Below are 14,306 nucleotides of genomic sequence, written 5' to 3' on the forward strand. Positions count from 1 at the left end.
ACCGCCCTGCCCCACGAGTACGGCGTGGACGACATCCCCGTCATCATCCAGGACCTCCGCGTCACGGAGGACGGGGAGCTGCTGGGCCACAACTTCGGCTCCGACGTGGGAATGCTGGGTGAGACGGTGCTGGCCAACGGAGCTCCGGACGCCGTCCTCACCACGGACCGCGCGGTCCTGCGGCTCCGGCTCCTCAACGGCTCGCTGGGGCGCAGCTACGGCCTCCAGCTGGACTCCGGCGATCCGCTCACCGTGATCGGCTCGGACGGCGGGCTGCTGCCGGAGCCCGTCGAGGTCGCCTCGGTCACCCTCTCCCCTGCAGAGCGCGCAGAGGTCCTCGTCGAGGTGCCCGAGGCCGGAGTCGCCCTGGTCTCCCGCTCCCCGGATCTGGGGAACGTCGCCGATCCCGAGGGCGTGGGAGGCACGGACGAGTTCACGATCCTGCGCATCCGGCGGGGCGCGGAAGGCGCGGCCTCGGCGGGCACGGCGGAGGGACACGGCGGCGGCAGCTCAGCCGCGACCTCGGCGAACGGCTCCGCCGGCACTGCGACCACGGGGCCCGCCTCGATCTCCGCGCTGGGACTGCCGGCGGTCCTGGCAGAGCTCCCGGAGCCGGTGGACGGCGGTCAGCAGCGCAGCTTCAATCTGCGGGGCCGACAGATCAACGGCGCCTCGATGGACATGGAGCGCATCGATGCCGCGATGTCCTCACACGCTCCCGAGGTCTGGCTGCTCACCAACCTCGACTCCGCGCCGCACAACTTCCACGTCCACAACGCGCAGTTCCGGATCCTCGACGTGGCGGGTCAGGCTCCCGCGCCGGAGTTCGCTGGCTGGAAGGACACCGTCTACCTGCGGCCGCAGGAGGCGGTGCGGATCGCGGTCGTCATGCCGCACCACGAGGACGACGACGGCTCCCTCCCGTACATGTACCACTGCCATCTGATGCTCCACGAGGACGACGGCATGATGGGACAGTTCACGGTGGACGCCGCAGCGGGCTCGGCGCAGGCGGGATCCGCCGGGCACGGGGGCCACTGAGCGGGGTGCGCCTACCGCAGCGGCCGGCTGCGTGCCAGGACGAGGGACAGCGCGAACGCCACGGCCATGAGGGCACCGCTCAGCAGGCTCACGCCGCGCCAGCCGTCCAGCTCCCAGGCCAGCGGCGCCAGATTCCCGTTGACGGAGGAGCCCGCATAGTAGAACAGCATGTACATGCTCATCGCCTGGGCGGGCACCCCCACGGAGACGGACGCCCGCTGCGCCACCCACGCGCTGGCCAGGGCGTGCATCATGAAGAAGCCCACGCTCAGCACCGCGATGCCCACGACGATCCAGGCGAGCTGGGGCAGCGCCATGACGGCGATGCCCGCCAGGGCCACCAGCGGGGCATAGGGCATCACGCTGCGGAGGCTGAAGCGCCCGGCCAGCCTGCCGGCGATGACGGAGCCCGTCCCGGCCACCGGATAGACGAAGTAGATGAGTCCGATCACGCCCACGGAGAGCAGATAAGGCGCGGCCTCCAGCCGGAAGCCCAGCACGTTGAAGGAGCCCACGAAGGTGCCCATGCCCAGGCCGCCGATGAGGTAGAGGCACAGCAGCACAGGGTCCCGGAAGGCCCGCCCGAACTTCCGCAGCAGCTGCCCCAGGTCGTCGCGCTGCGGGACGAACCCGCGGGACTCCGGCAGCAGCACCCAGCACGCCGCCGCGCACACCAGGCCGATCAGCGCGGCGACGACCATCGCGAGGTGGGAGACGCTGAGGACGCCCGTCCCGGCGTAGCCCCACGATTCCGCGAGCTGGATGGTGAGCGCGGAGGCCACCCGGCCCAGCAGCCCGCCCAGTGTGGTGCCGAAGATGTAGACGCCGGTGGCCGCCGTCGCGTAGTCACGATGGATCTCCTCCTTGAGGTAGACCGCCGCGGTGGCGGGCAGTCCGGCCAGCACCAAGCCCATGACGAAGCGGGCGGCGAGGAACAGCGGCCACGAGGGCACGAACGCCACGGCGAAGGCCACCAGCGCCGCCGCCGTGAGCGAGGCCCGGATGAGGCGCACACGGCCGATCCGCTCCGAGACCGGGACGGCCACGATCAGCCCGATGCCCAGTCCCGCTGTGGCGGCGGACACGGAGAGCGCCGCTGCGGAGGGCGTGATGCCGTAGTCACGGGAGAAGTACGGCAGAATCGCCTGTGTGCTGTAGAGGAGTGTGAATGTGGCGAGACCCGCCATGAGGAGGCCGATCTCGATGCGCCGCGTCAGCGGATCGCCTCGCCGATGGCCCTCGAAATCACTCACCCGACTACCCTAGTACCCCGGCGGGACGCGGCGGAGCACCCGCGCCTCCCGCATGCGAGCGCCTCGGCAGCAGGCCGTGCCGCTCGGAACGTTACGCATCGCTGAAGGAGCGTCAGTGACACAGCCGCCAACAGTGGACACCCCCGCGGGGAATCCGCACGCGCACGGGAACGCCGCGTGGGAGTTCGTCGCGCACACCCCGGACCTCGCGCTGCCGGACTTTGCCGCGCTCACGCCGGAGGGTCTCCGCGAGGCCTGCGCGCGCACCGTGGCCGGCGTCCGCGAATCCGTCTCCGCGATCCTCGCCTCCACCGACGAACCCGCGTTCACCGGGGTGACCCTGCCGCTCGAGCGGGCGAAGCTGCCCGCCCGCGCGCTCGCCGCGCTCGTGAGGGTCCTCGAGTCGAACGTCATGGACGAAGGCCTCGCCGAGGCCGTGGCGGACATCTCCTCCCAGCTCACCTCCCTGCGGCTGAGCATCGAGCTCGACGAGCAGCTCTTCGAGAGGCTCAGCGCCGTCTCCTCCGCCGATCTCATCCCGGAGGACCGCCGGCTCCACGAGCACACCCTCGCCCAGCACGTGCGGGCGGGCGTGCGACTGCCGCGGGAGGAGCGCGAGACCGTCGCGGAGATCTCCCGCGAGCTCGACCGGCTGGAGACGGAGTTCGGCCAGACCCTGCTCCGCGAGACTGCCGCCCGCGCCTTCGTCACGGACGATCCGGCAGCCCTCGCCGGGCTGAGCGAGGATCAGATCGCCGCAGCCGAGGCCGCAGCGGCTCCCGCACCGGCCTCGGGCACGGGGTCCTCCCCCCAGGACGCCCGGACCCGGCAGACTGCCGGGGACGAGGCGGCCTCGGGAACCGCAGGAGACCTGACCGGAGACGAGGGGACCGCACCCCGCTTCCGGCTCCCCCTCACCAACACCTCACAGCAGGACGCGCTCACCGCTCTCACGGACCCGGAGTCGCGAAGGCGGCTGCTGGACCTCTCGCTGGGCAGGGGCTCCTCCGGCGGCCCGCACGACACGCGCGCGCTCGTCGCGGACATCACCGCACTGCGCGCCGCACAGGCCGCTCATCTGGGCTTCCACAGCTATGCGCAGTACGCCGTGGACGATTCCACGGCCGGTGACGTCGACAGCGCCGGCTCCCTGCTGCACCAGCTGCTCGAGCCGGCGCTGCGGCAGTTCGAGCGGGAGGCGCGCCGGGTCCGCGACTACTTCGGCATGGACGAGGACCGGCCGCTGGAGCGCCACGACGTCCTCCACCTGTGGGAGCGCTACCGGGCCGAGACCTTCGAGGTGGACGCGGCGGAGGCGAGCGCGCACTTCGAATTCGAGCGGGTCCTCACCCAGGGCGTCTTCGCCACGGCGCAGCGCCTCTACGGACTCGCCTTCTCCGCGCGGACGGATCTGCACGGCTGGCATCCGGATGTGCGCGTCTACGAGGTGCTCGAGGGCTCGCGCACCCTGGGGCTGGTGCTCGTCGACCCGTTCGCGCGTCCCGGCAAGCGGGGCGGCGCCTGGATGGACGAGCTGGTGACGAGCTCGCGCCTCACCGGCCTGCACCCTGTGACGACGCTGACGCTCAACGTCCCGCCGCCGGCACCGGGACGCCCCGCGCTGCTGACGCCGGACGAGACGATCACGCTGTTCCACGAGTTCGGCCATGTGCTGCACGGCCTGTTCGCGGACTCCTCCTACCCCTCGCAGGCCGGCACGGCGGTGCCCCGCGACTACGTCGAATTCCCCTCCCAGCAGTTCGAGATGTGGGCGCTCCACTCGCAGGTGCTGCCCGGCTACGCCGTTCACTGGCAGACCGGGGAGCCGATGCCTCAGGACCTGGTGGAGCGGCTGCGGGACTCGCAGACGTTCGGGCAGGGCTTCGCCACCCTGGAGTACCTCGCGGCGGCCATGCTGGACCTCAGCTGGCACTCACTGGAGGGCGGTGAAGTCGTCGAGGACGTCCTCACCTTCGAGGCGGAGGTGCTCAGCGCCGCCGGGTTCGACCCGCTCGTCCCCCCGCGGTACCGCTCCGCCTACTTCGCACACATCTTCTCCAACGGCTACGCGGCCGGCTACTACTCGTACCTGTGGTCCGAGCAGTACGCGGCGGCGGTCTCGGAGCTGTTCGAGGACCACGGCGGCCTGGACCCGGAGCTGGGCCGGGCGTATCGCGAGGAGATCCTCGCGCCGGGCTACTCCCGGGATCCGCTCGCGGCGCTGGAGCGGTTCCTGGGCGGCGAGGTCGGGACGGAACCGCTGCTGCGCCGCCGCGGCCTCGCACCGGCGCGGCCCGCTCCCCCGGCGTGTCCCGAACACGCACGGCTGGAGAGGGACCTGCGTGCGGCCGGCATCAGCACCCGCGTACAGGTGCATCCGGAGCCGCTCCCCACCGCGCAGGCGGCCGCGGACTTCCACGGGGTCCCCGTGGGCGCCATCGCGAACAGCCTCGTCTTCATCGCGGAGTTCCCCGACGAGGACGTGCTCGCGGAGAGGCGCGCGCAGAGCCGTGTGGAGACGCTCTCGCTGGCGCTCGTCGAGGAGGACGCGGCACAGGAGGCCGCTGCGGCCGAGTCCGGTGAGTCGCAGCCCGCTGGTGGCGGGGCGGCAGGCAGTGGCGGTGCGGCCGGTGGCGGTGCGGCTGGCAGTGGCGTCGGCGGTGCGGCCGGCGGCGGCTCGGCCGGTGGCGATGCCCCGTCGGGTCTCGCCGGTGACGGGAGCCACGACTCAGCTGCTGCCCGGGACGGCGAGAGCCGCACGGGCACGGAGACGGCCGCGGCGCCGGGTGCGAGCGGCCGGCACGAAGCGGAGGCGGCCTCGGGCGCGGGCGCAGCCGACGCCGCTGGGTCCGGGACGGGCACCGGTGCGGGCTCTGACACTGATGCGGTCACTGGCGCAGGTGTTGAAGGCTCCGCGCCTGCCGCAGCCGCCTCAGCGCAGCAGAGCGCCGGTTCAGCCGCATCCGGAGTACGTGCGGCGGACACCGTCGAGGATGAGGACGAACTCCCCGTGCGCGAGGAACCCGTCCTCATCATGACCTCGGGCAGCCACAGGGTGGACACGGCGTTCACCGCCGAGCAGATCGGGGCGGTGCGGCTCAAGCGGGCCACCCCGGAGCAGGTGCTCGCAGCCACCGGCCAGGCGGTGGGCGGCGTCGCTCCCGCCGGACACCCCTCGCACGTGCGGTCCTTCGTGGACCGGACGCTGCGGGAGTACGCGCAGCTGTGGGCCGGCGGCGGCACCGTCGAGGCCATGGTCCCACTCACGTACGCGGAACTGGTCCGCGTGACACAAGGAGAGGAAATCGATGTCGAACAGCAGTGACACGGGTGCGGGAGCACCCGGCACACACGCATCTGGGCAGCCGGGTCCGCACGCACAGGCAACCGCGCAGGCGGTGTCTGGGAACGCAGCGGGCTCGGCGGAGAACACGGACAGTGCGGCCGGTGCGGGCGTGACCGGTACGGACGGTGCGCCCGGCGCGGGCGCGATGACGGCCTTCGCAAGCACCCGGGGCCGCTACTACGCGCTCATCCTCGCAGTCTTCTGCTGCGTCTTCATCATCTCGAACATCTCCGCGACGAAGGTGATCGGATTCGGTCCCATCGTGGGCGACTTCTCGATCGTCACCGACGGCGGTGCGTTCCTCTTCCCGCTCGCCTACATCCTCGGCGATGTGCTGAGCGAGGTCTACGGCTTCCGCGCGGCCCGCAGGGCCGTGTTCATGGGCTTCGCCATGCAGGCGCTGGCGGTGCTCGTCTTCTACCTCGTCATGGTCTCGCCGCCCGGCCCCGGCTACGAGTCGCAGGAGGCCTTCGAGGCCGTGCTGGGCTTCTACCCGCGGATCGTCGCCGCCTCGCTGGCCGGTTACGTGGTGGGCCAGCTGCTCAACTCCTACGTGCTGGTGTGGGTCAAGCGCCGCATGGGCGAGAAGCACCTGTGGGTGCGCCTCATGACCTCGACCGGCGTGGGCGAGTTCGCGGACACCCTCATCTTCTGCATCGTCGCGTTCGCGGGTGTCATCCCCGGTGCGGACTTCATCAACTACATCATCGTGGGCTTCGTCTACAAGGTCGCGGTCGAGGTGATTCTCATGCCGGTCACGTACACCGTGATCCGCGTGCTCAAGAAGCGCGAGGTCTCCTACGCGCCCGGCGGGGAGGACTGAGCGGGCCCGTTCCCGGCCTCCCGGCCTCCCAGCGGGCTCCCGCCGCGGCCTCCGCTCTGGGCTCCCCGCACCCACCCGCCGCGGGCTCCCGCTGCGGGCTCCCGCACTCACCCGCCCATGTCTCAATCTGCGTCGAGGATTCCGCCTCTGAGCGACGCAGGCTGAGACATGGGCGGGTGCTGTGGCACACCCTACTCCGTAGGACAGGCGGATCCGGGCTGGGCATCCGGCTTCCCTGCAGTCACTTCCCCTTCGCCGGGAAGGAGTGTCCGGACCGCCGGCGAGGCCGAATCAGACGCGAGCGGGCGCGCCGTGCTGCTCAGCCGCGCTTCCAGCTGAGGGAGACCTCGATCTCAGCGCTGCCGGCCTCCTCGATCTCCACCTCGTACTCGTAGGAGACCCGGGCGGGGACACTCACCGTCACGTCCTTCTCCCCCTGGTGGACGGTCACGGAGTTCTGCTTCTCCAGAGAGTCTGCGAGGGCACGCAGCTTCGCAGCGGCCTCTTCACGGGAGAGGTCGGTCTCGGTCTCGTGCTCATACAGATCGTCGCTCATGCCACGAGTCAAACACGTTCTGTGCTCTGCGGGAACCCTCTGCCAGGCAGGTCTCGCGGGCAGCGTTGCAGATGGAAACGCTGAACGCGACCGCTCAGTGGCGCTCACCAGTGAGCATCGTGAGCAGGAGAACGCTCCCAGATGCCGCGGCCTCGGCCTCCGCTCCACTCGCCGCGTCCGTCGGGCCTGTCACGGCCGCCCGGCCCGTCGCTTCCGCCCCGCTCGCCGGTTTCACCTCGCCTGCTGGGCAGTCCACGCGATGCTCCACATGCGCACGGCAGTGGACGATCGTCCCCGGTGTGAGGACGGTCGTCTGCCCCTCGCATGTGAAGGTGAGCGTCCCGCTGAGGCACTGCACAGTGATGGGGTGCGCCGCGGTGTGTTCGGGCAGCGACTGTCCTGGAACAAAGGTGAACGCGATGAGATTCGCCCCGTCGCCCTGCAGGAGACGCTTCACGGAGGGACGGCCGTTCCTCCGCTGAGGGTCCGGCGCTGGGGCGGCCGCGAGGACGTCGATGGGGCGAGATCCCAGCCCCTGTGCATCGTCTGCCATGCGCTTCTCCTCAGTTCAGTGCCCTACTTCCATCACTCACGGTCCTCGCTCCTGAGCCGAGGCGGATGATGCACCCCCAGAATCCCACGTTCTGCCGGCAGAGAGCACCAGGCGCGCAGTTCTCGAGTGTGTGGGACACGCGCCGCAGCACCGGTCCGAGCCCGAAGCCACCGGCGGAGCAGATTCCGGTCGCGATCCTCAGCCCGCTACACGAGTGAGGAACGACGGACACAGCCGATTCTCAGGTCCGCTCCCCGACTTCCCACCTGCCACGCCGGTGTTTGCGGCCGCGCCTGGAAGCCGTGAGTATTGCTGGATGAAACCCGAGTCGACCGAGCCGGAATCGCAGGATCCCACTCCCGGCGGACCCGCTGAGCAGGTGCCGCCCCGGCCCACTGAGCCGCCGCGCTTCGAGACGCCCTCGGAGCCGGACCTCCCTTCCGCAGACCCGGATGATCCGCTGACTTCCCCGGGCGAGGCACCCGCCCTCACTGACGAAGCGGAGAGCACATCCGACAGAGCCGCAGAGCCCGGCCCCGAGGCCGAACACGAGGACGACACCGAGCCGGGCGAGTCCGACCCAAGCGACTCCCTACCGGGCTTGACCAGCCTGACCAGGCAGCACGAGCCCGAATCGAGCGGACCCGAGCCGGGCGAGTCCACGCTGCACGAGCCCGAGACCAACGACGGCACCAGGCCGGGCAGGTCTGAGCAGGGTGAGCCCGAACAGCCCGAGTCCGAACCGAGCGAACCCGAGGAGACGGAAACCGACCCCGCGGCGGAGTCCGACCCCGTAGCGGAGTCCGACCCCGAGACCGGCTCCGTCCTCGGCGACATGACCCCGCCGGGCACATCGACGGAGAGATCCTCCGAGGATGAGGATGCACCGGACGCAGCAAACGCACCAGAGGCACCGGACGCAGGAAGCACAGCAGAGACAGCAGAGACAGCAGAGACAGCATCGGAGCCTCAAGCCGAATCGGCCAGGCCGGAAACGAACAGAGCCGAATCGACCGAGCCGGAAACGACCGAGCCAGACCCTGGCCTCATGCCCGAGGCCGCGGCTGCGGCCGAGAGCAGACTGGCAGCCGAGCCAGAACCCGGCCCCCACGCACCCCAGCCACCACAGCCGCCGAGAAGCGCGGAAGCCTCCGGGCCTCCCACTCTCACAGTGCCGATCGTGCGCCCCTGCGCGCCGTCCCCTGTGTACGACGCGCCCGAACAGCAGCCCACCTCGCAGCCAGAAACCCATGCGCCTGCGGCTGCCCTGCCGGACGTCGCGGACGAGGTGCACCCCATACCGCAGCTCACCGCCGCACAGAGCACCTCCGCGGAGCACGCGGCTGTACGCCTCGCGGCAGACCCGACCACCGCCGCACCACAGCCGGCGGAGACAGCCTTCCCGCCGGAGTCAGCCACGGCGGCCGCCGTTCCTCCACCCGCAACCGCACCTGCGCCTGCGCCCGCGCCCGCAACCGCACCTGTGCCTACCGCTGACCCGCCACCCGCAGCCGCACCTCGGCGTACCCGCCGCCTGCGGCCCTTCCTCGCGGGCGCGGTCGCGGCAGCCCTGCTGGTGGTGGCTCTGGGCCTCGGGCTGCGCGCGCTCGGAGTGCTGGGTGGTGAGGAGCCCGAGGCCGCGAGCAGCCCCGACGCAGTGCAGGAACACGGTGAGGACGGCGGCGCACCGCCTCCGGACGGCACGGAGCTGAAGCAGCTGCGAGACGAGGCGTGGGAGGCGCACTCAGCGGACCTCGACGGGCAGTGGGTGGTTCAGCTGAGCTCCATGCAGAACCCCAGCAGCGGGGACGCGGCCCAGGACGGCGAGACCCTCCAGCTCAGCCTCGACAAGTACGAGGAGTTCAAGGACCGGTACCCGGATGCCGCACTGCTGTGGTCCGGGGACTGGTCCACCTACGCCAACGACGGCTACTGGGTGGTGGTGCGCAGCAGCCCCTTCCCCGATGCCGAATCCGCCCTGGACGAATGCGCCGCAGACGGTTGGGGCCGCGACGACTGCATCGCCACACGGCTCTTCATCACGGACGCGCCGGAGCACACCACCGAGTACATGCCGTGAGAGCAGCTTCGAACTCACAGACGACACCCGCATCGCCGTTCAGACACCCGCCTTTCACTGAGAATCAGCGGGTGCGCAGGAGGAGAAGCGGGTGTCGCCTTCCGTGCTCGGGCGATGCCCTCCGCACTCAGACAGATCAGAGGAAGGCGTCGTCCACGGGAACCTGCAGGCCGATCGCCAGTCGGTTCGTCTTGTTCGCCGCGGCGACGATCCCGTGGAGCTCTGCGATCTGCTCGTCCGTCGCTCCCTTGCCGCGCGCGGCTGCGGTGTGCGAACGGACGCAGTAGGTGCAGTTGTTCACGGTCGAGACCGCCACGTAGATGAGCTCCTTGACCAGCGGATCCAGCGCAGTGCCAGGGCCCATGATCTCCTTGAGCTCGCCCCAGGTCCGCTCCAGATTGGCGGGATCGTGCGCGAGCGCGCGCCAGAAGTTGTTGATGAAGTCCGTGTTCCGCGTTGCTCGGATGTCGTCGAACACCGCGCGGGCACGGGGATCGAGCTCCTCATCGGAGAGAAGCGGGAGGGTGGGTGAGAACTGCTCCATTGCACTGCTCCTTCGCATGCGGGGTGTATGTGGGGACCTCAGTCCCTGGAAACGGAACCTGAGTCCTTGGGAACGAAGGCGAACACCCGTGTGGGGAAGCCGGTGCCGCCCACGATCCGCGGCACGCCCACGGCGATCACCGCGCCCGAGGCCGGAAGCCGATCGACGTTGACGAGATTCTCGAGGTGCCACAGGCCCGCGGGGTGGGTCACTTCCCGGTGCACCGGGAAGTCGGGCCGGTCGCCCGGATCGATGCCCAGTGTATCCACACCGAGCCCCACCACTCCCTTCTCCACCAGCGCACGCGCCGCATCGAGTCCGAACCCCGGGAACCTCAGATCCTCCGTCGTCTCCGAACCGGTGTAGGCCAGTGCGTCTGTGCTCCGGGCGGCCCACCCGGAATCGATGAGCACTGCGGTGCCGGGCCGAATCGGACCGTGCGCCGCCTCGAAGGCCTCGAGGTCGTCCACCTCCACGACGGCGTTGGGGTCCGCGGCCGCCTTGTCCCGGATGTCGATGACCACGGCGGGCACCACCAGTTCGTCGATGCCGATGCCGGCGGTGTCCGCCCCACCGGGGACGAAGTGCTCCGGGGCATCGAAGTGTGTACCCGCGTGCTCGAACGTCGTCACGACACGTGCGTGGTACCCGCCGCCCTCGTGACTCACCGCGTCGGTGAAGGAGAGCGCCGGGGCTCCGGGCCAGATGACGGAGTCGGGCCCCAGCGCCGCAGAGAGGTCAACGAGGCGGAAGCCCTGCGTGAAGGAGGCGAACGCCGCATCACGGGCGGCGATGAGGGTGTCGACGGAGGCAGGCATGGATATCTCCCTGAGCTTGAGGCGGATGCCCCCTCTGATCGCGGAGGCTGGGAACACTTCGCAAGCTACCAGCCGCCGGCATTCCGCGAGTGTCCTGCGTCACACTCCGACCTCATCAGTCATATCCTGGCGCATGACCACCGCGCCCGCTCCCGGCTTCGCCCCCGCACAGAGTATGCCGCGCCTCCGTCCTCCGGCCCTCCCTCGCCGATGCGCCCGGGGATTCGCCCAGCGCGGCATCCGCACATATCCCCTGATCATGTGAACTGCGCCCGCGGTTTCCTGCATACGATGGGCACACGACCGCGAACATCCCAGCCCGCCCGCCACATCAGGAGAGCACGTGCCCGGCATGCAAGAGCAGAGCGCAGTCTTCATCGACGCAGGATTCCTGCTGGCGGTGGGCTCCACCAAGACCACGGGCACCTCGCTCCGGTCCTCGACGGTGGTGGATGTGCGCCGGCTCATCGCCGGCATCGTCGAACGCACCAAGGAGGACGCGGGCCTCTCCCCGCTGCGCGTCTACTGGTACGACGCCTCCCACCACGGCGTGATGGCGGACGAGCACAAGAAGATCGCGCTGATCGACGATGTGAAGGTCCGCCTGGGGCGCATCGGCATCAATGGCGCGCAGAAGGGCGTGGACCTCCGCCTTGGCCTGGACATGGTGGAGGTGGCCCGGAACCGCTCCGCGCGCGTCGCCTACCTGCTGTGCGGGGACGACGACATCGCCGAGGCCGTCGAGGCCGCCCAGGACCAGGGCATGAAGGTGGTGCTCGTGGGCCTCGAGGATCCCGGCCGGCGGGTGGGGCTGTCCTCCGTGGCCGAGCATCTGGCTCTCCAGGTCGACCGCATCATCACGATTCCCTCGGAACTCATCCGCAGCTGCTTCGAACCGTCGATGTCCCACCGCAGCAAGGAGAGCGCGGAGGGGATCACCACCGTCGCCGCAGCTTCCGTCACGAGGAACACCGAAGGCGCGGAGCCCGGCCACACTCATGCAGCGGAGGGCAAGGACGCCGAGGCCCCGAGCAGGCCGGTGCCCAAGCCCGGTCCTCCACCCCGCCCGGCTCCGCCCGCCTCGGTCTCCTCGCCGGGAACCGCGCGGCCTCATGTCACCCGCAGCGCCACGACACCGCTCTACTCCACCAGCACCGAGTCGCAGGACGTGGACTGCGAGACGCTGTTCGACGTCGTCGAGGAGGTCGCGGTGAATACCGCCGAGAGCTGGCTCAATTCGGCGACGCAGATCCAGCTGGAGGAGCTCCTGCGGGACTACCCCTATCTGGAGCCGGACATCGACCGGGCGCTCCTGCAGGACTGCGCCGCGCAGATCGGTGAGACGGAGACCAACAGCCAGGCCATTCGCAAGCATCTGCGCGACAGCTTCTGGGCCGCCGTCCGCGAGCGCTGAGCGGTGCGGGCGTCGCCACGCTCTCATTCCGCCGAGTGGCGTCTGCGTACCGACCGCTCCACAGACCGCATACATAGCGTCTGCCCTCTGTTTTCATTCGATCACTCAGACATCCCCCACTCGAACAAGTATGCTCCTCTTCTCATACCATGCCGGCGTCGGCGCCTGGTCCGGGTGATACGGCGAAACCGTAATAGGGAATCACGGTCTGTCTAGGGAATCAGAGCTTGGAAGCAACATGAAGGCGGATGGAGGAAGTCCGATTAGTGGAAACCCGTATCCTCACTCACATGGGCCCTTGTGCTAAAGTCCACGTCATACCTGCCGGACCAGCGCCGCAAGCCTCGGTCACATGCATATAGAAGGAATCCGATGGGCTGGAGAGAACGGATATCGAGACTGCCACGGCGAGTGGAGGCCCTGCATGGCGAGATAGCCAAGCTTATCGATACGGATCCGCTGCCTGCGCATGAGATAGCGCCAGAGCTCGATGACACGTTCGCAAAGGAAGTGCTCATGGCGGCCTGGTCTTCTTCGATGACCGATGCAGACGAGCCCGAGGACCGTCTTCGGCCCGCCTTCAAGAGAGCACTGATCGCCGCCCAGGAGCACCCCTCGGGAAGGTCGAGATCGATCCGCAAGCTTGCCCAGCTGGTGGTGTCCTGCGTGGCCGAGCAGGAGGAACAAGCTGAATCGATCACCCCGCTCTGGGCCTCGTCCACTCCCGACCGTTTCATCAACCTGGTGATAACCGGGCAGGACCTGCAGTCAACGCCGTTCGCAGAGGAGCTCGTCTCTCATTTCGATGAGTCCACGGCGTTCGCCGCCCGCGCATCGATCTCCGGTGTCGGATCCTCCCATACGTCACCGCTGGTAACGGAATTCGCCGCAAGACTGAGGATGCGACCCGACATCTCCGAATTCTGGCGCGGAATACTCCTTCGCCTGCTGATGGCCTATCGAGCCAGCGAGCAGAGTCTGTCTCACAGAATCGCAACACGAGACTCTGGACACGCCCCAATCCTCTGTCATCTGCCGGACACCCTGTACATCCAGAGCACCTTCGGTGACCACCTTTCCGACTCCCTCGACATATATGCCGACGACCTGCGTAGTGAGCTGTGCTTCGCAGGAACGGACCGCACTGACGACGTCGATCTCGTCACCAACCCGGTGCTCGAGGTGAGTGATGGTTTCATCACCTCGCCATACCTCATCCTCGATTCGCTCTCTCCCTTCATCCTGAAATGGCTGGGGGAGCACGGAGCCTGGACCGAGGCCATCACCAGACCGTTCGAGGAGAAAGTGATATCACTCCTCCGCGAGACCGGTCTCATCGCCGGTACTGTTCACAAGTCGGGTTTCTGGGAGACCGACACTGAGCGGACTCCTCTGCACGAGCAGCTGCATGAGAGCAGGTCCACCTGCCCGGGAGAGATGGACGCGGTGGCCTTCGACGGTAGTGTCATGCTTCTCTTCGAGTGCAAGTCGGTATACCCGTTCGCCAAGGTGCGGAATCTTGCAGGGAAGGTCTCCGACGAAGACGTGGAGGGCTGGGTTGGGAACGCCAGAAGGAAGGCACAGTGGCTGGCTGAGGCGACCGGGCTCCCCGTGGGGTTCACCGCGATAGTGGTGGAGGGTGTCCGGTACTTCGACTCGGACGCTGCAGACAGGTGTGTGCCCGTCATCGACTTCGCCACTCTCCAGGAGCTGATGACCGCCGTCGATGAAGAGCACCTCCTGTAGGGCCCGCCTGCGCCAGAGCGGCACGGAAACGGCCTCACACCCGCTCGCGGCGCACCCCTCCTCCCCTCCTCCCTCCCCCGGAAGTTACGTCTGCGTAGCGGCCGCTCTGCACGGCCGCTACGCAGACGTAAC

11 protein-coding genes are annotated in these 14,306 nt (G+C 69.1%); 6 read left to right on the forward strand and 5 right to left on the reverse strand.

Annotation, left to right across the window (positions count from 1 at the left end; translation table 11 throughout):
* On the forward strand, positions 1 to 1,041 hold a 1,041-nt coding region (locus Q0A33_RS04250), incomplete at its 5' end, for a multicopper oxidase domain-containing protein (protein WP_291793601.1).
* 11 nt (positions 1,042 to 1,052) lie between these two features.
* Here the strand turns inward: Q0A33_RS04250 and Q0A33_RS04255 are convergent.
* Positions 1,053 to 2,294 (reverse strand): MFS transporter, encoded by a 1,242-nt coding sequence (locus Q0A33_RS04255; protein ID WP_291793604.1) that lies wholly within the window; start codon positions 2,292 to 2,294, stop codon positions 1,053 to 1,055.
* Between the two features lie 115 nt (positions 2,295 to 2,409).
* On the opposite strand from Q0A33_RS04255, the gene Q0A33_RS04260 reads away from it, so the two are divergent.
* Together Q0A33_RS04260 and Q0A33_RS04265 are read left to right on the forward strand one after the other, a co-directional pair.
* The gene (locus tag Q0A33_RS04260) at positions 2,410 to 5,619 is read left to right on the forward strand and encodes a M3 family metallopeptidase (RefSeq protein ID WP_291793607.1); all 3,210 of its coding nucleotides are present in this window, start codon (positions 2,410 to 2,412) and stop codon (positions 5,617 to 5,619) included.
* A gap of 166 nt (positions 5,620 to 5,785) precedes the next feature.
* Positions 5,786 to 6,463: a queuosine precursor transporter gene (locus Q0A33_RS04265; RefSeq protein WP_291793629.1), complete on the forward strand. Its 678-nt coding sequence runs from the start codon at positions 5,786 to 5,788 to the stop codon at positions 6,461 to 6,463.
* 319 nt (positions 6,464 to 6,782) lie between these two features.
* Here the strand turns inward: Q0A33_RS04265 and Q0A33_RS04270 are convergent, their stop codons facing one another.
* Both Q0A33_RS04270 and Q0A33_RS04275 read right to left on the reverse strand, forming a co-directional pair.
* Positions 6,783 to 7,019 (reverse strand): amphi-Trp domain-containing protein, encoded by a 237-nt coding sequence (locus Q0A33_RS04270; protein ID WP_291793610.1) that lies wholly within the window; start codon positions 7,017 to 7,019, stop codon positions 6,783 to 6,785.
* Positions 7,020 to 7,113: 94 nt separating this feature from the next.
* Positions 7,114 to 7,572, reverse strand: coding sequence for a cupin domain-containing protein (locus Q0A33_RS04275; protein WP_291793612.1), 459 nt, complete (start codon positions 7,570 to 7,572; stop codon positions 7,114 to 7,116).
* 1,483 nt (positions 7,573 to 9,055) lie between these two features.
* Between Q0A33_RS04275 and Q0A33_RS04280 the strand changes: the two genes are divergently transcribed.
* Positions 9,056 to 9,652, forward strand: a complete 597-nt coding sequence (locus tag Q0A33_RS04280) for a hypothetical protein (RefSeq protein WP_291793617.1) — start codon at positions 9,056 to 9,058, stop codon at positions 9,650 to 9,652.
* A 136-nt stretch (positions 9,653 to 9,788) separates the two neighbouring features.
* Here Q0A33_RS04280 and Q0A33_RS04285 read toward each other — a convergent pair whose 3' ends face one another.
* Together Q0A33_RS04285 and Q0A33_RS04290 are read right to left on the reverse strand one after the other, a co-directional pair.
* Positions 9,789 to 10,196: a carboxymuconolactone decarboxylase family protein gene (locus Q0A33_RS04285; RefSeq protein WP_291793619.1), complete on the reverse strand. Its 408-nt coding sequence runs from the start codon at positions 10,194 to 10,196 to the stop codon at positions 9,789 to 9,791.
* A gap of 38 nt (positions 10,197 to 10,234) precedes the next feature.
* Positions 10,235 to 11,014 carry a cyclase family protein gene (locus Q0A33_RS04290; RefSeq protein WP_291793623.1) on the reverse strand — a complete coding sequence of 260 codons (780 nt, stop codon included), beginning with the start codon at positions 11,012 to 11,014 and terminating at the stop codon, positions 10,235 to 10,237.
* Between the two features lie 352 nt (positions 11,015 to 11,366).
* Between Q0A33_RS04290 and Q0A33_RS04295 the strand changes: the two genes are divergently transcribed.
* Together Q0A33_RS04295 and Q0A33_RS04300 are read left to right on the forward strand one after the other, a co-directional pair.
* Entirely contained in the window at positions 11,367 to 12,428 is a 1,062-nt protein-coding gene (locus tag Q0A33_RS04295) for an NYN domain-containing protein (protein ID WP_291793632.1), read from the forward strand.
* 411 nt (positions 12,429 to 12,839) lie between these two features.
* On the forward strand, positions 12,840 to 14,174 hold the full coding sequence (locus Q0A33_RS04300) for a hypothetical protein (RefSeq protein ID WP_291793626.1): 1,335 nt from the start codon (positions 12,840 to 12,842) through the stop codon (positions 14,172 to 14,174).
* Positions 14,175 to 14,306 lie beyond the last annotated feature (132 nt).

It is taken from the genome of Brevibacterium sp., from assembly GCF_022712115.1.
Classification (GTDB): domain Bacteria; phylum Actinomycetota; class Actinomycetes; order Actinomycetales; family Brevibacteriaceae; genus Brevibacterium; species Brevibacterium salitolerans.

What these genes read in the sequence shown, in the direction of transcription:
- Q0A33_RS04265 (WP_291793629.1), top strand. Translation starts at nt 5,786, where the DNA reads ATGACGGCCTTCGCAAGCACCCGGGGCCGCTACTACGCGCTCATCCTC.
- Q0A33_RS04270 (WP_291793610.1), bottom strand. Translation starts at nt 7,019, where the DNA reads ATGAGCGACGATCTGTATGAGCACGAGACCGAGACCGACCTCTCCCGT.
- Q0A33_RS04275 (WP_291793612.1), bottom strand. Translation starts at nt 7,572, where the DNA reads ATGGCAGACGATGCACAGGGGCTGGGATCTCGCCCCATCGACGTCCTC.
- Q0A33_RS04285 (WP_291793619.1), bottom strand. Translation starts at nt 10,196, where the DNA reads ATGGAGCAGTTCTCACCCACCCTCCCGCTTCTCTCCGATGAGGAGCTC.
- Q0A33_RS04290 (WP_291793623.1), bottom strand. Translation starts at nt 11,014, where the DNA reads ATGCCTGCCTCCGTCGACACCCTCATCGCCGCCCGTGATGCGGCGTTC.
- Q0A33_RS04295 (WP_291793632.1), top strand. Translation starts at nt 11,367, where the DNA reads ATGCAAGAGCAGAGCGCAGTCTTCATCGACGCAGGATTCCTGCTGGCG.